This is a genomic window from Acinetobacter haemolyticus, from assembly GCF_003323815.1.
In the GTDB taxonomy this organism is placed as follows: domain Bacteria; phylum Pseudomonadota; class Gammaproteobacteria; order Pseudomonadales; family Moraxellaceae; genus Acinetobacter; species Acinetobacter haemolyticus.
In genome coordinates this window covers 2,986,846-3,004,771 of record NZ_CP030880.1, presented here as the reverse complement: position 1 = coordinate 3,004,771, position 17,926 = coordinate 2,986,846, and the positions used below count along the sequence as shown (strand labels likewise).

The window sequence follows — 17,926 nt, the reverse complement described above, 5'->3', positions numbered from 1 at the left end:
CAGCAAACTATTTTAGGCAAAAGCGGTGAACGAAGATAGTTTAAGCTGTATATGTATAATTAAAAGTTAGGCTTTTTGTTCTGTTTTATTCCAAATTTTTTCATGGAAGAAGTAGGCAAATGCTTGTACGGTTGGTTCAAGTAAACTCAAAGTTACCGCCATGATGAGATTTCCAGTGACTACATAAGCGACCAACATGGCCACTGTGATATGCATGAAGTAGTAGCTCAAGGTTTTTTTTAAAGTTCGCTGATTTTTAATCACAAACTGTTGGATATTAGCCATGCTGTCACCGTCTTATCAAATTAGATTTATATAAATAATAATCATTATCATTAAAAATGTAAAAAAGAAATTTCAATTGCTGATGATTGGTTTTATGAATCGTGGTTGAAGAGAATATTATTATAAAAACAAATTATTCCAAAAAGTTTGTTAATTTATAAAAATGATAAATTAGATTTATGTGAAACGGTTGTTATAATCAAGCTAAGATTACAAATACCCAGTCCTATGGCAAGCATCACGGAGAGCGAAGACATGGCAGGCAAAACATTATATGACAAATTATGGGATGATCATTTAGTCACTGAGCGTGATGATGGATCGTGTTTAATTTACATTGATCGTCATTTATTACATGAAGTGACTAGTCCACAAGCATTTGAGGGTTTACAGCTTGCAGGACGTCAACCATGGCGTTTAAGTGCCAATGTCGCAACACCTGACCACAATGTACCGACCTCTAAAAAAGAGCGTGAACAAGGCATTGCAGGGATTGAAGATGATACTTCTCGTATCCAAGTTCAAACCTTAGATGATAACTGTAAGACCTTTAATATCGTTGAATTTGGTATTAATGATATCCGTCAAGGTATCGCACATGTTGTTGGTCCAGAACAAGGTTTAACATTACCTGGTATGACTGTTGTGTGTGGTGATTCTCACACGGCTACGCATGGTGCATTTGGTTGTTTAGCACATGGTATTGGGACATCTGAAGTTGAGCATGTTTTAGCGACTCAATGCTTGGTACAGAAAAAATCGAAGAATATGCTTGTTCGCGTTGATGGTGTTTTAGGCAAAGGTGTGACATCGAAAGATGTGGTTTTAGCCATCATTGGTAAAATTGGTACAGCAGGTGGCACAGGTTACGCAATCGAATTTGGCGGTCAAGTGTTCCGTGATATGTCGATTGAAGGTCGTATGACGGTTTGTAATATGGCGATTGAAGCAGGTGCACGAGTCGGTATGGTGGCTGTCGATGATAAAACTATTGCTTATGTGAAAGATCGTAATTATGCACCTAAAGGTGAACAGTGGGATCAAGCAGTAGAATATTGGAATACTTTGCATTCGGATGATGATGCTGAGTTTGATGCAGTCGTGGTGTTAAATGGTGCTGAGATTGAACCACAAGTATCATGGGGAACTTCTCCAGAAATGGTTATTCCTGTATCACAAGCAGTACCGACTTTAGAGCAAGCTAAAGATGACGTGCAACGTAATGATTGGACACGTGCATATCAATATATGGGCTTAAATGCAGGTCAAGCATTGGCAGATATCCAATTAGATCGAGTGTTTATTGGTTCTTGTACAAACTCACGTATCGAAGATATTCGTGCGGCTGCTGAAGTTGTCAAAGGTCGTAAAGTTGCTGCTAGCATTAAACAGGCGATGATTGTTCCTGGATCTGGCTTAGTCAAACAACAAGCAGAACAAGAAGGTTTAGATCAGATTTTCTTGGAAGCAGGTTTTGAATGGCGTGAACCAGGTTGCTCAATGTGCTTAGCGATGAATGCTGATAAATTGCAACCAGGTGAGCATTGTGCATCGACTTCAAATCGTAATTTTGAAGGTCGTCAAGGTAATGGTGGTCGTACGCATTTGGTTAGTCCAGCAATGGCAGCAGCGGCAGCAATTGCAGGGCATTTTGTTGATGTTCGTTCATTCTAAAGGAGCTAAACCATGGAAAAATACACTGTAGAACAAGGTATTGTTGCACCTTTAGATCGTGCCAATGTCGATACAGACTTAATTATCCCAAAACAGTTTTTGAAATCAATTAAGCGTACTGGTTTTGGCGACAACTTATTTGATGAATTGCGTTATTTGGATGAAGGTTATTTAGGGCAGGATATTAGTAAGCGTCCGAAAAACCCAGATTTCGTTTTAAATAAACCACGTTATCAAGGTTCAACGATTTTATTGGCACGTACCAACTTCGGTTGTGGTTCAAGTCGGGAACATGCACCTTGGGCGTTAAACGAGTATGGTTTCCGTACTGTGATTGCACCAAGCTTTGCAGATATTTTCTTTAACAACTGTTTTAAAAACGGTATGTTACCTGTGATCTTGTCTGAAGAGATTGTTGATCAATTATTTAAAGAATGTGCTGAAGTCGAAGGCTATCAACTCACCATTGATTTGGAAGCACAAGAAGTGCGTACGCCAAAAGGTGATGCATTCAAATTTGAAGTTGATCCATTCCGTAAACATTGTTTATTGAATGGTTTGGACGATATTGGTTTAACTTTGCAGGTTGCTGATGAGATTCATGCATATGAAGCTAAAGCAAAACAAGCGCGTCCTTGGGTATTTGCCGAAATCAAAGCCTAATTGTTTGAATACATTTTGAACATAGACATAGCATAGCGATACAACTCTTGCTAACATGCAAACAAAGATTATTTTGCTTGCATGTTGCTATGACATGAGGACTGGGCCTGAACAATGAGAAGGATATTGGCACGCAATATTTTGTTGTGTTTATCTGTTGGAACAATTTTAGCTGGATGTCAAAACACAACTAATGTGGTTGATCAAGTTCGTATTGCTCAAAATACACTAGAGCAAAAAGCGAATAATGCAACCTTACATTGTTCAGGCGTAGAGAATTGTGAGTTTGCTCGAATTAATGATGTTGAGGTCATTAATGCAACGTCACATCGTATAAGTCGACAGGCGATGGAACGTGGCATTGTCAGATTACAGGGTTCTGTATTCAGCCGAAAACAGCAAGTTTATCTCAGTGTTCCCGCGAAAGAATATGAAATCGTGATCCGTTTCTATCCGATTTCTCTTGATCGTGCGGAAACCTTTCATGTCATTCATGAGTTTAAACCGTATTTACGCTATACCTTCAAAATGTATCGTGATCGCACTTCTCGTTCAGGTAGCTTACTAACCGTTTCTGCACCTGATCCTTTATGTGTTGATTTACAGCAAGAGCAACAAACAATTCGCCGTTTTTGCAGATCTTATGATGTCAGCAAAGGCTTAGGTGAATTTATTGAAAAAAAGATTTAATTCGCTTGCAGTGAGAACTGCGCATATCAAACTGGAAAAATAGATGTCTAAACATATTTTAATTTTAGCGGGTGATGGCATTGGTCCTGAGATTGTTGGCGCTGCTGAAAAAGTACTAACTAAGGTCAATGATAAATTTAATTTAGGTTTGACATGGGAGCATGGTTTACTCGGTGGATCAGCGATTGATAAACACGGTGAACCTTATCCAGCCATCACGAGCGAACAAGCTAAAAAAGCTGATGCAATTTTATTGGGTGCAGTGGGTGGACCGAAGTGGGATACCATTGAACGTTCTATCCGTCCTGAGCGTGGACTATTAAAAATTCGTAGTGAACTCAATCTATTTGCAAATCTACGTCCAGCAATTTTATATCCACAATTGGCTGATGCTTCGAGCTTAAAACCAGAAATTGTTGCGGGTTTAGATATTTTGATTGTTCGTGAATTAACGGGTGGGATCTATTTCGGTCAACCACGTGGTATTCGTGAACTCGAAAATGGTGAGAAACAAGGCTATAACACGGACGTTTATTCAGAAAGTGAAATCAAGCGTATCGCAAAAGTAGCATTTGAGCTTGCAGGATTGCGTGGCGGAAAAGTTTGCTCAGTGGATAAGGCCAATGTGCTCGAAGTGACTGAGTTGTGGAAGCAAACTGTTACTGATTTACAGCAAGCACAATATTCAAATATTCAGTTATCACACATGTATGTTGACAATGCTGCGATGCAATTGGTACGCGCGCCTAAACAGTTTGATGTGATTGTGACTGGTAATCTATTCGGTGATATTTTATCGGATGAAGCGGCGATGTTAACGGGTTCAATTGGTATGTTACCTTCTGCATCGTTGGATGAGAATGGCAAGGGAATGTATGAGCCTTGTCATGGTTCTGCGCCAGATATCGCAGGTCAAAATGTCGCAAACCCGCTTGCAACCATTCTCTCTGTAGCGATGATGTTGCGTTATACCTTCCGTGAAGAGGCTGCTGCCAAAGCAATTGAAGATGCTGTTGGTCAAGTATTGGATCAAGGTTTCCGTACAGCTGACATTATGTCAGAAGGTATGAGCAAAGTAGGTACCGATGCGATGGGTGAGGCGGTAGTTTCTGCACTCAACTAAATGCTTATAAATAAAAAAACGCAGCTAAGGCTGCGTTTTTTTATTTGGGATATCGCTTTAGCAAGCTTTGCCTTCGTAGCGAATTGAGCGCGCAATTTGTTGCTGATCGAGCTCAAAAATAATACGGCAGTAAAAATTGACATCATAAGACTGTTGTCGGGTAGAGGCTGAGTTTAATCGCACTGAACCTCCCATATTTGGCCCTGAACCACTTATAGACTCGGCAATGGGTATAGGAATGTTAATTGGTCGCAAAACCGTATACGTTAAGGTATTTGTTGTCATTTGAGGATGTTTAAGCGTTTGAAAGCCTAAGTCATTCAAGTTGAGATTCTGTTGAATGTTCTGAGCAGATTGTCCGATGTAAGGTTGGAGATAATCTTGTAATTGAATAGACTGCCATTTGGGTGTTGCACAGCCTTGCAATAGTAATGCGAAGAAAATAATAAAAAATTTATAATGCATTGCGACTATTTCCTTATTTTTGGAATAAATAATTTTTTATATTTGATCGAAGAATATGAGATGCGTATACAAATCTATCGGTTCTGGAGACGATATTATATTACAGTGATAATTACTATCGCTCTAAACAACTAAGTGAGTGTTAGATCATTAAATAGCGTATTCGCTTATAGCTTATAAAAAAAGCCACATGAGTTGTGGCTTTTTTGCATTCACGAATTCTTAGCGCGCACGATAAGTAATACGACCCTTTGTTAAATCATAAGGTGTCATTTCAACTTTTACGCTGTCGCCTGTCAAAATACGGATATAGTGTTTACGCATTTTACCAGAAATGTGAGCAATAACTTCGTGACCGTTTTCTAAACGTACACGGAACATAGTATTAGGAAGCGTTTCGGTGACAACGCCTTCGAACTCGATGAGTTCCTCTTTATTGGCCATGGCCTACCTGATGATCAAATTGGAAAGGCGCAAATTATAGTCAATTTATTTAAAATTTACAAGATGAAGTCACGATAAGGCAGCCAGATATTAGCCGAAAGAAATTGTTAGACAATTCTTAAAATTTTTTTTACAAAAGAAGCAGAATATTGTTGTCAGTTTGGTCAATCAACGTTAATCTAAATTTATTGTTCATTGTCACAATAACGTACTTACAGGGAAGGGCACTGCGTGGGTCAGCTAACAGATGCATCAGTTGTATTGCGCTTTGGTTATCAGGCAATTCGTAAAGCAGGATTACCGACTGAAGAGATTTTAACCAAGGCTGGAGTGGCTCTCAATCAAGTTGATACCAATGCACGAACGCCATTAAGTGCACAGAATGCATTTTGGATCGCTGCACAAGAAGTAAGTAACGATCCTGATATTGGGCTACATCTTGGTGAGCATTTGCCTTTGTATAGAGGGCAGGTCATTGAACATTTGTTTATTAGTAGCGAAACTTTTGGTGAGGGGCTAAAGCGTGCTTTGGCTTACCAACGTTTAATCAGTGATGCTTTTGATGCGAAATTGATTATTGAAGATGGTCGTTGTTATCTCAGTAATGGCGAGCAATATTGGCCAGATAACTTGGTGAATCGTCATTTTTCTGAATGTGCGATGTCGGGTATTCTACGGTTCTTTAAGTTTATTACTGAAGGTCAGTTTCAGCCGATTTATATTGATTTCAATTTTAATGAAGGTGCTGACGATGATGAGTATTTTCGTGTTTTCGGTTGTCCTGTGAGCTTGGGTCAAAAAGAGACTCGACTTTATTTTGATGCAACTGTACTAGATTATCCGTTATGGCAAGCTGAACCAGAATTATTGCAGCTCCATGAACAATTAGCGATTGAAAAATTACAAGAGCTAGCCCGCTATGATTTAGTAGGTGAGGTGCGTCGTGCCATTGGTTCAACCTTGGAAAGTGGTGAGACCACTTTGGAGACAGTTGCCGCACAATTGAATATCACACCTCGTCGTCTAAGAACTCAATTGAGTGAGGCAAATACCAGTTTTCAGCAAATTCTTTCTGATTATCGTTGCCGTTTAGCCAAAAAGTTATTGGCAAACACCAATGAGAGTGTAGAGCGTATTGTGTATTTAACTGGATTTTCAGAGCCAAGTACTTTTTATCGCGCATTTAAGCGCTGGACCAATGAAACCCCTGTTGAATATCGTAAAAGAAAGCAACGTTAAAAGTTTCCAAAAACCTTATCAATCAGATAAGGTTTTTTATTCAGGAAGATTCAACCAATGCGGTCCCAATGGTGATTGTGGGAGATCAAACTGTTCAGGATACTCTGCTTGAATGAAGTACAGTCCATCGGCAGGTGCCGTAATACCAGCGGCTTTGCGGTCTTGTGCAGCGAACATGTGATCAATATGGTCGATCTCATACATCCCTTGTCCAATCTCAAGTAAGCAGCCCATAATATTTCGCACCATATGATGCAAAAAACCATCTGCTTGAATATCAAGAACTAGATAGCGGCCATGTTCAAACAAACGACAATGTTTGACGTGGCGTACAGGTTGATTGGATTGGCATGCTGCAGCGCGGAAGGTCTCAAAATTGTGCGTGCCTTCAAACTTTGCAGCAGCAGCAATCATTTTCTGTACATCAAGGGTTTGATAGAGATGGGTTACTTGCTTATACAATAACGCGGGGCGAGTTGGGGCGTTATAAACGATATAGCGATAGCGTCTTGCGCGAGCTTTAAAGCGAGCATGGAAGCTTTCATCCATGCGTTTAATCCACTGAAGTGAGATATCCTTCGGAAGTTGGCTGTTTGTTCCCATGAGCCAACCACGATCTGGGCGGATTGCGGTAGTATCAAAATGCGCAACCATATTGGTTGCATGTACTCCTGCATCCGTACGTCCAGCACCATGCAACATAATAGGGTGATCTGCAATCGTGCTTAAGACTTTTTCAATGGTTTCTTGAACACTTGCAACGCCTGCTTGTTGTGTTTGCCAACCACGGTATTGAGTACCGCAAAATTCAATACCAATTGCATAACGTTGCATGTCTTAACCTCGGAATTAGTGTTGCTGCCAATGAGTGAACCATTGATCGTGGGTCGGGTATTTTAAATACATTTGCAGGGCTTTTGCATATAAATCGGCATGGCTATGACAATCATTGAGCAAAACTTTGGCAGAATGAATCCATGAACTAACTGCATAACGTTGATCTATTTGCCCGAAGGTGACTTGAGTACTAACAATGGTGAGGCATTGGCGCTGATAGAGGGCTTCAAATAGCGATAGTATCTCATCATTGACAGCAATATTGCCCGTCCCAAATCCTTGTAAAATTAAAAAGTGAGGTGGGTTTGCAAGAATATTCTTTAGCTGTAGGGTGAACTGCTCTTGCGCGATGGGTTGTAACATCAAGTTGAGTACGCTGAGCTGTGTGGCTTGTTCAAAATGTTCATTTTGGACCACAAAATAATCGGCGACAGTATGACATTCTTGAGTTGCTGCAACACCTGCAAATGCATTCAATTCAGTCGTATGAACTTTTAGTGCTGTTTGTGCATGGAAAATCTGTTGATGAAAGGCAAGATAGACACCAGCAGGAAGTCGAAGGACTTGCTCACATGCGAGAGTTAAATTACTCAATGCATCAGTAAACTCTCGGATGTCATTTCCATCAATGTTGAGTAGAGGATACTGGCTACCTGTAATCACGACATGGCAAGAATGCCCTATGAAACGCGCAAGTGTTGCTGCTGCATAGCTTAGAGTATCTGTACCATGGATGATGACAAAATGCTGAAAACCGTCAAGTTGTAGTTGCTGAACTTGTTGTATAAGTTTGAGCCAGTCTGTTGCAGTACAAGCGCTACTGTCTTTGATACTTGGTGCAGCAAAACACTCTACCGAGAAATGTGCAGGGATTACTTTTTTCAGTGCAGGTAAAAAGCTGTGTTCAGGCATCGGCATCAAAGGATCACCAACGCAGCCAAAGGTTCCACCCATATAAATTAAAGCGATTGTTTTCATAATAGAAATTTTTTCATCATAAAAAAAGCAGTCATGGAGACTGCTTATTTTAGACCGATCTGCTTTATGACGCTATTTGATTCAGTAATTTTTGTGAACGTTGTTGTTGTTCAGCATTAAACTGAGATTGGCTACTTTGTAGCAATACTTGGGCAGACTCGTATGCCCCAAGTTCGATGTATTGCTCAGCAAGATCTAAGTTAAGTTGAGCTTCATCTAGCTGCTGCAAATCTGGAAAAGATTGGGCAAGTGGATCAGTTAGCGTAACAGCTTCTGGTACGACCTGTGCAGGAGAATTTGCTGCTAAATCAACATTTGTTTCGGTTGTACCAAAGTCCAATTCAGCTTTTTCTAGTTCAACTGGACTGTCTTCAAATGCCACTTGTTCAGGTGCGAGGTTCGGGGATAGATCCGTTTTAGATTGAGTCTCCTCAACTTCATCTAAAGGTTGAGTGGGTGCTAACTCTAAATTACCAAAGCTAAAATCTAGGGCTGGTTTTTCTTCAGGCTGTTTTGTTTCTTCGATACTTGGTGTTGAATCAATACTTGGGGTAAATGCCAGCGCTTGCTGGTCTTGAACATCTACAGCAGTAGTGTCAGTTTTGGCTGTTTCTTTTTGCTCGAAAGAGAAGTCAAAATCTAAAGGTTCAACGGCTGATTTCGGCTCTGCAATCTTTTCTTGTTCAGCAGGTGCAATATATTCAGATTGCAAGTCATCAAAACTTTGGGGAGTATCTTGTGCTAAGCCATCAAACTCAGATTTTTGCTCTGATGTCGTGTCTATCGTAGGGGCACTAGCTTGATGGTCGAACTCGAGACTGTCAAATGAAGTCGCTTTTAACCCTTCTTTTTTCTTAACTTCAGCAGCTTGAGCAATATCGGCTAACTTTAATGCATGCAAATGTTTGATCAATTGATCAATTGCGAACTCATCTTTTTGTGCTAAATGAATATCTGCTAAAAATAAATATAATTCATGTTGAGCATTATCTTGTTTTAACGCTTGGTTAATCTGTGCTTCAGCAGTCAGATAATTACCCTGTTGAATTTCATGACTCAGTTTTTGACGCAGACTTTCAGAGATTGGTGTTGTCACTGCTGGGGCAGGTACATGCTCTTCTTGAACCAATGTAGTACGCGATGAAGCTTTTTTCGCAGTTTTGCTAGCAGTTTTTTTTGCTGCGGTCTGCTTTTGCTGACCTTCACGCTTTTTAAGAACGATTGCTACAATCAAAACGATGACGAGCAATACGATTATTATAGTTGACATGATCTATACCCCTTAAAGCCAGAACCGCTTTATACAAATCTATAAATGTTTTCGTAACTTAGTGCGCTGAATTCTTCGCTTCCTGTTGCGCTTTCAACTGATCTTGTAGTGCAGCGAGTCGAGCATTGAGCAGTTGAATCCGTTGTTCCTTTTGGCGTAAAGCCAATTCTAACTGCGTTACGTTTTTTTGTAATGTAACGGTTTTTTCTCGTGCTGTCATAACTTTTAATGACAAGTCTGCAGTGCTTTTTTGCTGTAATGTGTCTTTTTTGGCACTTCCAGTGCTTGAATCTTGATTGCTTTCCGCAACTAAGGTCATTTCAGCCTGTTGCAAGCGATATTTCGCTTTCTCAGCTGGTATACGTGATTGTGCCGTTATAGCTGATGTTGGTGGTGTTTTTCTCACTGGAACTGAATTGAGATTGAAGTTTAAATGAGAACCTTGTCTTAAGCGATTGGCATTGCCGCCGATAAAAGCATGTTCGTTCTGTTGCTTAATTTGATGCATCACTTGATGTAATGGTTGTTGCGTCTGCGCTGAAATGCGTTGGGCAATACTCCAAAGTGACTCATTTCGTTGTACGACATGCTGTTGAGCATTGGCTGATGCTGCTGGTTGTTGATTGGTTGGCGCTTTAGGCTTTGTTGCCTCTTTTAACGGCGGTTCTTGGGTCTTTTCAGATGCTTGTTCTATTTTTACTTCTGCTTGGGCAGTTTCTATTTTGCTTTCATTTGCTGTGGTATTGCTTTGCGTAATGGCTTCATCTGTAGCAGTTTGAGTTGCTAACGTATTTATATTGGCTTGATTTTTAGCTGTAGAGTTGATCTCTTCTTTTATTTGAGCTTGCTCAATAGTTGCAGTTGCAGAATGACGTGTCTCTGAAATATTTAAGACAGGAGGGAGTACAAAGGGGGCGTTTAAGAGCTTTTCTTGTTTCAAACTTGGCTGGGTAGCTGTATTAAATTGAGTACTTTCAGGCAGGTTTAAAGCAATGTCTTTTTCACTTACGATGAACTTGGGTGTCAAAGATTTTTCATAGCTGCTTTTAGCATTGTTTGCGACTTTGGCATTTTGTCGAATGGGTTGTCGAATATGCTTTAAATGTGAGGCACTACCTTCTTGTATTTTTAGAATAATATTTAGCTCAGGATCGAGCATTGGGCGAGTAGAGGTAACAACGATAACACCCTCACCGCGATTATTACGACGTGTAAAAAAATTGAGATGTGCAGGTGGTTGATGTGTTGCACCTAACATACGCAAGTCATCTGGTGTTGCTAGTGAAACCTCTAATCTTGCATTTGAATCTGCTTGATGAAAGCTCATTTCAGCATAAAGTAATTCACCAGGTGCAGATTGAATTTGCAGCGGGTCAAAGGTAATCGCATAAAGAGATTGCGAAGATAAAATGGCTAAAATGGCAATTTTTAATTTGTTATTAACAGTCATCTCGATCCATGAATAGTGGTGTTGTAGTCAGGTCTAGGGCCCGTTGATATTTCAGCCATGGTGAAATGCCAACACTAGCTGAGTATACATTACCGTGATGTAAATGGATTGTAAATTCCTTATCTACGGTAATAAAAAAAGCCGATCAAATGTGATCGGCTTTTGTTTTTTATCAGTTTTTGCTTACGCGTTCTTGAATTCCACAAGAATGCGTAACATACGACGTAAAGGTTCAGCAGCGCCCCAAAGTAGTTGGTCTCCTACCGTAAATGCACCGAGGTATTCTTTACCCATGTTCAATTTACGTAAACGACCAACAGGTACAGTTAAAGTACCAGTAACTGCAACAGGGGTCAGATCGGTCATTGACGCTTCGCGTGTATTAGGAACAACTTTAGCCCATTGACTCGAATTACGGATCATATCCTCGATCTCATCAAGCGGTACATCTTTTTTCAATTTCAAAGTGATAGCTTGAGAGTGGCAACGCATCGCACCGATGCGGACACAATGACCATCGATAGGAACAATTTGTTGATTACCTAAAATCTTGTTGGTTTCAACTTGACCTTTCCATTCTTCTTTTGACTGACCACTTTCGAGTTGTTTGTCGATATAAGGGATCAATGAACCTGCCAATGGCACGCCAAAGTTAGCTTTAGGGAAGCCTTCACCACGTTGTAAGTCAGCAATTTGACGATCAATATCAAGAATTGCAGACTTAGGGTCATCTAATAATTCTTTGGTATTGTTGTACAAATAACCCATACCTGTAATGAGTTCACGCATGTTTTGGGCACCAGCACCTGAAGCTGCTTGGTAAGTCATAGAGGTCGCCCACTCAACCAAATTATTTTGGAAAAGTGAACCTAAGCCCATCAGCATCAATGAAACGGTACAGTTACCACCAACGAAAGTCTTTGTTCCGTTGACTAAACCATCTTTGATCACATTTAAGTTTACTGGATCAAGAACAATGATCGCATCATCTGCCATACGTAGTGTAGATGCAGCATCAATCCAGTAACCATCCCAACCCTCGGCTTTAAGTTTTGGGAAAACTTCAGAGGTGTAGTCTCCACCTTGACAGGTCAAAATGACATCCATTTGCTTCAGACTATTAATGTCCGTTGCATCCATAAGTGCTGGGGCAGTCTTACCACCAAATGAAGGTGCTTCGCCACCTGCATTACTGGTAGAGAAATAAAATGGCTCAATGTGAGCAAAATCATTCTCTTCAACCATACGTTGCATAAGGACAGAACCTACCATCCCACGCCAACCGACCAGACCTACTTTCATGTCATTTTGCCTCGGTATCTAAAAAACTTTAAGGGGCTTGAGTGTATCAAAAGTGAACGCAACTGCAAGCGTTACATGAATAAAACAGTTGATTTATTGTGTGGAATTATTTGTTTGTGTTAGATGGAAAACTGATAAAGCCACAACTTTATTTAAAATTTATCACCTCCCAAGAGAAAAATGAACATGATATGGATTCAGGTTGGTGCGGTACTGGTTATATGGCTGACGTTTTGGTCACTGATCCCACGAGATGAATGGTGGTTTCGAGGAACGGATTTCCCTCGATTGCAAATCTTAGCCGTTGGTCTTTTTATTTTCTGTGCGATGTTATTTGTAGTCGCAGATTGGACGATCTGGAGTGAGGTACTGTTTGTTCTATTAGTTGCCGCAATTGCTTATCAATTAAAAATGGTTTTGCCGTATACGCCATTGTGGAAAAAACAAGTGCTTAAAGTGAAGGCAGGTCAATTAAAGTCTGAACAACAAATCTCATTATTGGTAGCTAATGTTTTAACACCTAATGATCAATATCATTTGTTGTTAAAACAGATTGAAAGTTTAAAACCTGATGTTGTACTAACACTTGAATCTGATGCAGTGTGGCAGCAAGCATTGAGTTCAATTGAAAAAGATTATCCTTACCGCGTTCCTGTTCCTCTGGATAATTTATATGGTATGCATTTATATAGTCGTTTGCCACTCAGCCATAGCGAAGTTAAATTTATTTTAAGTGATGAAATTCCATCGATTCACACGTCTTTAACTCTGCCATCAGGTTTGCATGTGCAATTATATTGCTTGCATCCTAAGCCCCCAAGTCCAACTGAAGCAAAAGATTCAACGCTGAGAGATGCTGAGTTACTTATTGTTGGGGACCAGATTAAAGATCTGGATCAATCTTGTATTGTGATGGGCGATTTAAATGATGTTGCGTGGTCCAGAACAACACGATTATTTCAAAGAATTAGTGGTTTACTCGACCCACGAGTTGGTCGCTATTTTATGAATACTTTTCATGCTGATTATCCTTTGCTGCGCTGGTCTCTCGACCATATCTTTCATAGCACCGATTTTGGTTTGGTTGAAATGAAAAGACTTGCTCATATTGGCTCTGATCATTTTCCTATCTATGTGGTTTTGCAAACAGATCGCATTTTTGAACAGCAACACCAAGAGTTAGAGCAAAGTGCAGAAGATGAGCAGGATGCAAAGGAAGCGATTCAGGATGGTATAGAAAAAGCTGAAAAAGAAGAGAAAATAGTTGTAGATGAGTTGGCTCAGCCACATAAACGTGAGATGGAAAGTGAAAATAGACAAGGAGTATTGTAAGCATTATCGTACAGGAATTTAGGTCTACAGCGAATAGTCTGACAAGATTAAAAGGTTTATTCTAAATACATCAGCACAAGGAAGCAGGAATGGATTTCCGTTTAAGGATAGCAACGCTGAGATGGATAAAAGCATTATGGATATGATGCATGCGATGGACGCAAGAGAATAAAAAAGATGTGAAAGCACAACCTCATTTGCCCGAGTTTTGCAGGATGCGAAACTCGGGTTTTAATTTTTTTAATAAATATCTTCATACCCTTCAGCACGGGTTTTAAAACGGCGGTGGAACCACATCCATTGCGTTGGTGCAATGCGTAGTTGAGCTTCAATGATTTTATTGACACGAATCGCATCATCGACTTCATTTTCACTCGGCATATTTTCGACGATTGGTTCGATGAGTACTTTATATTGTGGATTGCGAATATCACCATAACGGTAAAAATACAGTGGAATCGCAACCGATTTAGAGATTTTTAATAAACGGCGATGTGCAGTCACAGTTGCAGCAGGTACACCAAAAAATGGTGCCATAACACCTTGTTTTAAACCAAAATCTTGATCTGGGCTATACCAAATAGCACCACCATCTTTTAATCGTCTTACTAAGCCCCGCATATCATCATGATCAATTTGTTGTTGGTAAATGGTCGCACGACAACGATAAATTAACATATCGAGCATTGGATTGTTTTGTGGTCGATAAACTACATCAGGTTCGAAATATTGAGCACAAATAAAACCACCAGCATCAAGTAGAGTGCTGTGTGTGCCAAGTAGTAGAATACCTTTACCTTGAGCCTTTGCGTTGGTGATATGTTCTAATCCATCTATACTATGACGACCCTTAAACCAATTTGGGCGATACCATGCATTTAAAGTTTCAAACATACCGATCATCATATCAATGAAGACCTGTTTGGCTTTCGCCTCGACTTCCTGAGCTGACCATTCAGGAAAACACAGCTCTAAATTCCTTAGCGTGGTTTTACGACGTGATTTAAGCAGGTGCCAACACAAAGCTGCTAAAACATGCGCCAAGCGCCATTGAATCGCCCAAGGCAGGATAGCCAAAAGCATAAGAAAAGTAAGGGCGATCCAAATTTTCCAATATTTTGGAAGTAAAAATTCCCATCGAAACTCGCCAGGAATATAAGACTGTTGTTGGCTCATAGACTTAGATGCGTAAATTAATTGAATTTTTGTGAAGTGTAACACGAAGTTGCTTGTGAAATAATTGTTCTAAGGGGTTTGTTATATTGCTTATAAAAAACATAAACTGGTGTTCGAGTTTTGGCCTATTCCTATGCAAATGAAAGGAAAACATCTTGATCTGGCCATATTATCGAAAATTTAAAAACAAAAACTAAGGAAAAATAGATGAATATCCTAGAGTTGCTGCAAGGGAAGAAAATGAATTCTCAGGAGATGGTGGGCTTCTTTGATCATTTGGACGAGATAGATTGCGAGTTTATGCATGGTCAATGGAAAGGTTTAGAGGTATTCACTGATCATCCAATGAATGGTGTACTGGATCATGCAAATTGGTATGGAAAATTATTTGTAGACAATGAAACCGTTTTTCCTCTTGTTTTGTTTAATCCCAAAAGAACCGCATTGTTTTCGATTGATCCTAAATGGTTGCCACTAAGCTTGGATTTTAATCTTCTAAAAAGAAATAGTCAGTATCTGGTCGGTGCTTTGAGATTACTCAAAACAGATAAAAGCAAAGCAAGACTAAGAATGACAGAATTTAGAGGTAAATCATCTGCAACCATGATTTATGATGAAAAGCCGATTCATGATGTATTTAGACGTATTGACCAAGATACAGTGCTTGGTTGGATGGATTTAAAAGATCAATCTCAGCCTTATTTTTTTATTCTTATACGAGATGATATGAGTAAACTAAATTTAGAATAGACCAATCTTCAAATTGTTATTTAAAACAATTTGAAGATTGGGTGATCGAATTGAATTATGAGCCTTTGCTAAGATTTTCTAACACATCCCAACGTTCTAACTTTTCTAGCAGTAACTCTTCAATTTTTGCTAGACGTTGGCTGGCTAAAGTCGCTGCATTGGCATCACTCACAAACCATGAACCATCCGCTAGTTTGTCTGAAAGTTCAGTTTGTTCTGCTTCTAATTTCTCAATCTCAGCAGGAAGTTGCTCAAGCTCACGTTGATCTTTATAGCTTAACTTTACTTTTTTCGGCGCTGGGGCTGCGGCGGCTAATGCAGCAGCTTCAGCTTTGGCTTGCGCTTTTTTTACATCACTTTTTTGATCAACGACTTTCTGATCTGGACGTTGTTCCAAGTAGTCTTGATAACCACCAATGTATTCATCAATATTGCCTTTGCCATCAAACACCCAAGTTGAAGTCACGACATTGTCCATAAATGCACGGTCATGTGAGATTAACAGGAGAGTACCTTTATACTCAGACAACATTTCTTCAAGTAACTCAAGTGTTACCATATCCAAATCATTGGTTGGCTCATCCATCACAATTAAGTTTGATGGTTTGAGAAGAAGTTTTGCCAACAGAATTCGGTTACGCTCACCCCCAGAAAGTGCTTTCACAGGTGTACGTGCACGCTCAGGTGAGAATAAAAAGTCTTGTAAATAACTATAGATATGACGACGATTACCATTCACATCGACAAAGTCTGAGCCTTCCGACACGTTAGCCATAACGGTTTTTTCGAGGTCGAGTGCATTACGTAATTGATCAAAATAAGCAACTTCGAGTTGGGTCCCTGTTTTAACCGAACCACCGTGTTGGATTTGACCTAAAATCGCTTTGATAAGTGTAGTTTTGCCGACGCCATTATCGCCGACTAAACCAATACGATCTCCACGTAACACGATTGCAGAGAAATCTTTAATCAGTGGTTTACTGTCATAGCTGACGCTTAAATTCTCAATCTCAAACACCAACTTACCTGAACGGTTGGCCTCTTGGGTCGCCATGCTGACTTTGCCTTGTTGTGAGCGGCGTGCTTTGGACTCTTCACGTAATGCTTTTAAGGCACGAACACGTCCTTCGTTACGGGTACGACGTGCTTTAATACCTTGACGAATCCATGCTTCTTCTTCAGCAAGCTTTTTGTCAAATAAAGCATTTTGCTTTTCTTCGGCTTCCATTTGTTGTGCTTTGAGATCAAGGTAGCGTGAATAGTTACCTTCATAGCTGCGCAAAATGCCACGATCAAGTTCAACAATTCGTGTAGCGATGCTGTCTACAAATGAGCGGTCATGTGAGATAAATAAAAGCGTTAGATTATTTTGGTCCAGTAAGAATTTTTCTAGCCATTCAATACTTTCGACATCCAAGTGGTTGGTTGGTTCGTCGAGTAATAATACATCTGGTTGGGTGAGCAGCGCGCGCGCGAGGAGCACACGACGTTTACGACCACCTGAAAGGTCAGCCAAATCTGCATTTGGATCGAGTCCCATTTTGCCCAAAATAGTATTTACTTTGTTTTCTAAAGCCCAGCCATCTAGCTGATCTAGTTTGTGTTGTAGCATGCCCATACGATCACAGGCATCCATATCACCGAGTACACAGGCATCGCTTGCCTCATGGTATTCTTTTAATACACTGGCGGCTTCACCAGCACCATCAGCAACAATATCTGCCACTTTACCCGAATCCATAGGTACATCTTGGGCTAACATTGAAACAGTTAAACCATTTTGAATCGAAACTTCGCCACCATCAGGCAATAAGCTTCCCTCAATGAGTTTAAGTAAAGTAGACTTACCTTCACCATTACGACCGATTAGACACACTCGCTCACCTCGTTCTAGGTTAAAGTTCGCGCCGTCGAGTAGGGCTGGTCCGCCAAATGCGAGATGGACATCCCTTAAAGTAATATAGGCCATAATGTTTCCTAAAAGCTCAGATGAGGTCTGAAATGACTAAACAACAAAATTTCGATGATCACGCGTCATTGTCCGCACCCATTGAAGATTTGCAAGTGCGAATTGCATTTTTAGACGATTTAGTTGAACAACTCAATCAACAGCTCGCTATTCAGACACAAGAAATCGCAGTTTTAAAGAAACAGATGCAAATTTTGTATCAACGTGTTGAGGCTTCTGACTTGTCTGAAGGCATTGCACCTTTTGATCCGATGAGTAACAAACCACCGCATTATTAAT

18 protein-coding genes are annotated in these 17,926 nt (G+C 40.1%); 8 read left to right on the top strand and 10 right to left on the bottom strand.

What is annotated here, in order from left to right:
- Positions 1–66: 66 nt before the first annotated feature.
- Positions 67–285 carry a DUF2061 domain-containing protein gene (locus tag DS737_RS13900; protein WP_005083680.1) on the bottom strand — a complete coding sequence of 73 codons (219 nt, stop codon included), beginning with the start codon at positions 283–285 and terminating at the stop codon, positions 67–69.
- Positions 286–540: 255 nt separating this feature from the next.
- Between DS737_RS13900 and leuC the strand changes: the two genes are divergently transcribed.
- The 4 genes from leuC (at position 541) to leuB (ending at position 4,435) form a co-directional block, all read left to right on the top strand.
- Positions 541–1,959 (top strand): 3-isopropylmalate dehydratase large subunit, encoded by a 1,419-nt coding sequence (gene leuC, locus DS737_RS13895; protein ID WP_113997774.1) that lies wholly within the window; start codon positions 541–543, stop codon positions 1,957–1,959.
- A 12-nt stretch (positions 1,960–1,971) separates the two neighbouring features.
- Entirely contained in the window at positions 1,972–2,622 is a 651-nt protein-coding gene (gene leuD, locus DS737_RS13890) for a 3-isopropylmalate dehydratase small subunit (RefSeq protein ID WP_004637790.1), read from the top strand.
- Between the two features lie 114 nt (positions 2,623–2,736).
- A complete protein-coding gene (locus DS737_RS13885; RefSeq protein WP_026070348.1) occupies positions 2,737–3,312 on the top strand; it encodes a hypothetical protein in 576 nt (191 codons plus the stop codon).
- Between the two features lie 43 nt (positions 3,313–3,355).
- Entirely contained in the window at positions 3,356–4,435 is a 1,080-nt protein-coding gene (gene leuB, locus DS737_RS13880; RefSeq protein WP_005083674.1) for a 3-isopropylmalate dehydrogenase, read from the top strand.
- A gap of 57 nt (positions 4,436–4,492) precedes the next feature.
- Here leuB and DS737_RS13875 read toward each other — a convergent pair whose 3' ends face one another.
- Positions 4,493–4,900: a hypothetical protein gene (locus DS737_RS13875; RefSeq protein ID WP_113997773.1), complete on the bottom strand. Its 408-nt coding sequence runs from the start codon at positions 4,898–4,900 to the stop codon at positions 4,493–4,495.
- 222 nt (positions 4,901–5,122) lie between these two features.
- The gene (gene infA, locus DS737_RS13870; RefSeq protein ID WP_001284370.1) at positions 5,123–5,344 is read right to left on the bottom strand and encodes a translation initiation factor IF-1; all 222 of its coding nucleotides are present in this window, start codon (positions 5,342–5,344) and stop codon (positions 5,123–5,125) included.
- Between the two features lie 231 nt (positions 5,345–5,575).
- On the opposite strand from infA, the gene DS737_RS13865 reads away from it, so the two are divergent.
- Entirely contained in the window at positions 5,576–6,583 is a 1,008-nt protein-coding gene (locus DS737_RS13865) for an AraC family transcriptional regulator (protein WP_004637794.1), read from the top strand.
- A gap of 36 nt (positions 6,584–6,619) precedes the next feature.
- Here the strand turns inward: DS737_RS13865 and truA are convergent, their stop codons facing one another.
- From truA to asd, 5 genes are all read right to left on the bottom strand, one after another.
- Positions 6,620–7,417, bottom strand: coding sequence for a tRNA pseudouridine(38-40) synthase TruA (truA, locus tag DS737_RS13860; protein ID WP_005088122.1), 798 nt, complete (start codon positions 7,415–7,417; stop codon positions 6,620–6,622).
- A gap of 15 nt (positions 7,418–7,432) precedes the next feature.
- A complete protein-coding gene (locus DS737_RS13855) occupies positions 7,433–8,398 on the bottom strand; it encodes an asparaginase domain-containing protein (RefSeq protein WP_113997772.1) in 966 nt (321 codons plus the stop codon).
- A gap of 64 nt (positions 8,399–8,462) precedes the next feature.
- Positions 8,463–9,668, bottom strand: a complete 1,206-nt coding sequence (locus tag DS737_RS13850) for a FimV/HubP family polar landmark protein (protein WP_113997771.1) — start codon at positions 9,666–9,668, stop codon at positions 8,463–8,465.
- Between the two features lie 58 nt (positions 9,669–9,726).
- On the bottom strand, positions 9,727–11,118 hold the full coding sequence (locus DS737_RS13845; RefSeq protein WP_113997770.1) for a FimV/HubP family polar landmark protein: 1,392 nt from the start codon (positions 11,116–11,118) through the stop codon (positions 9,727–9,729).
- A gap of 183 nt (positions 11,119–11,301) precedes the next feature.
- Positions 11,302–12,420: an aspartate-semialdehyde dehydrogenase gene (gene asd / locus DS737_RS13840; protein ID WP_004637799.1), complete on the bottom strand. Its 1,119-nt coding sequence runs from the start codon at positions 12,418–12,420 to the stop codon at positions 11,302–11,304.
- A 186-nt stretch (positions 12,421–12,606) separates the two neighbouring features.
- Here asd and DS737_RS13835 point away from each other — a divergent pair, with 186 nt between their 5' ends.
- The gene (locus DS737_RS13835; protein ID WP_113997769.1) at positions 12,607–13,752 is read left to right on the top strand and encodes an endonuclease/exonuclease/phosphatase family protein; all 1,146 of its coding nucleotides are present in this window, start codon (positions 12,607–12,609) and stop codon (positions 13,750–13,752) included.
- Between the two features lie 240 nt (positions 13,753–13,992).
- On the opposite strand, the gene DS737_RS13830 is transcribed toward DS737_RS13835, so the two are convergent.
- The gene (locus tag DS737_RS13830) at positions 13,993–14,928 is read right to left on the bottom strand and encodes an LpxL/LpxP family acyltransferase (RefSeq protein ID WP_113997768.1); all 936 of its coding nucleotides are present in this window, start codon (positions 14,926–14,928) and stop codon (positions 13,993–13,995) included.
- A gap of 207 nt (positions 14,929–15,135) precedes the next feature.
- Between DS737_RS13830 and DS737_RS13825 the strand changes: the two genes are divergently transcribed.
- The gene (locus DS737_RS13825; protein ID WP_005083657.1) at positions 15,136–15,678 is read left to right on the top strand and encodes a DUF4334 domain-containing protein; all 543 of its coding nucleotides are present in this window, start codon (positions 15,136–15,138) and stop codon (positions 15,676–15,678) included.
- Positions 15,679–15,733: 55 nt separating this feature from the next.
- On the opposite strand, the gene DS737_RS13820 is transcribed toward DS737_RS13825, so the two are convergent.
- Complete coding sequence (locus tag DS737_RS13820) at positions 15,734–17,647, bottom strand: ATP-binding cassette domain-containing protein (protein ID WP_113997767.1); 1,914 nt, start codon at positions 17,645–17,647, stop codon at positions 15,734–15,736.
- A 32-nt stretch (positions 17,648–17,679) separates the two neighbouring features.
- On the opposite strand from DS737_RS13820, the gene DS737_RS13815 reads away from it, so the two are divergent.
- A complete protein-coding gene (locus tag DS737_RS13815; RefSeq protein WP_005083653.1) occupies positions 17,680–17,925 on the top strand; it encodes a SlyX family protein in 246 nt (81 codons plus the stop codon).
- Position 17,926: the final 1 nt, after the last annotated feature.

Excerpts from the sequence above, each read along its gene's own strand:
- DS737_RS13830 (WP_113997768.1), bottom strand. The coding sequence starts at position 14,928 with ATGAGCCAACAACAGTCTTATATTCCTGGCGAGTTTCGATGGGAATTT.
- DS737_RS13875 (WP_113997773.1), bottom strand. The coding sequence starts at position 4,900 with ATGCATTATAAATTTTTTATTATTTTCTTCGCATTACTATTGCAAGGC.
- infA (WP_001284370.1), bottom strand. The coding sequence starts at position 5,344 with ATGGCCAATAAAGAGGAACTCATCGAGTTCGAAGGCGTTGTCACCGAA.
- DS737_RS13815 (WP_005083653.1), top strand. The coding sequence starts at position 17,680 with ATGACTAAACAACAAAATTTCGATGATCACGCGTCATTGTCCGCACCC.
- DS737_RS13820 (WP_113997767.1), bottom strand. The coding sequence starts at position 17,647 with ATGGCCTATATTACTTTAAGGGATGTCCATCTCGCATTTGGCGGACCA.
- truA (WP_005088122.1), bottom strand. The coding sequence starts at position 7,417 with ATGCAACGTTATGCAATTGGTATTGAATTTTGCGGTACTCAATACCGT.
- leuB (WP_005083674.1), top strand. The coding sequence starts at position 3,356 with ATGTCTAAACATATTTTAATTTTAGCGGGTGATGGCATTGGTCCTGAG.
- leuC (WP_113997774.1), top strand. The coding sequence starts at position 541 with ATGGCAGGCAAAACATTATATGACAAATTATGGGATGATCATTTAGTC.
- leuD (WP_004637790.1), top strand. The coding sequence starts at position 1,972 with ATGGAAAAATACACTGTAGAACAAGGTATTGTTGCACCTTTAGATCGT.
- DS737_RS13835 (WP_113997769.1), top strand. The coding sequence starts at position 12,607 with ATGATATGGATTCAGGTTGGTGCGGTACTGGTTATATGGCTGACGTTT.
- asd (WP_004637799.1), bottom strand. The coding sequence starts at position 12,420 with ATGAAAGTAGGTCTGGTCGGTTGGCGTGGGATGGTAGGTTCTGTCCTT.
- DS737_RS13900 (WP_005083680.1), bottom strand. The coding sequence starts at position 285 with ATGGCTAATATCCAACAGTTTGTGATTAAAAATCAGCGAACTTTAAAA.
- DS737_RS13825 (WP_005083657.1), top strand. The coding sequence starts at position 15,136 with ATGAATATCCTAGAGTTGCTGCAAGGGAAGAAAATGAATTCTCAGGAG.
- DS737_RS13885 (WP_026070348.1), top strand. The coding sequence starts at position 2,737 with ATGAGAAGGATATTGGCACGCAATATTTTGTTGTGTTTATCTGTTGGA.
- DS737_RS13850 (WP_113997771.1), bottom strand. The coding sequence starts at position 9,668 with ATGTCAACTATAATAATCGTATTGCTCGTCATCGTTTTGATTGTAGCA.
- DS737_RS13845 (WP_113997770.1), bottom strand. The coding sequence starts at position 11,118 with ATGACTGTTAATAACAAATTAAAAATTGCCATTTTAGCCATTTTATCT.
- DS737_RS13855 (WP_113997772.1), bottom strand. The coding sequence starts at position 8,398 with ATGAAAACAATCGCTTTAATTTATATGGGTGGAACCTTTGGCTGCGTT.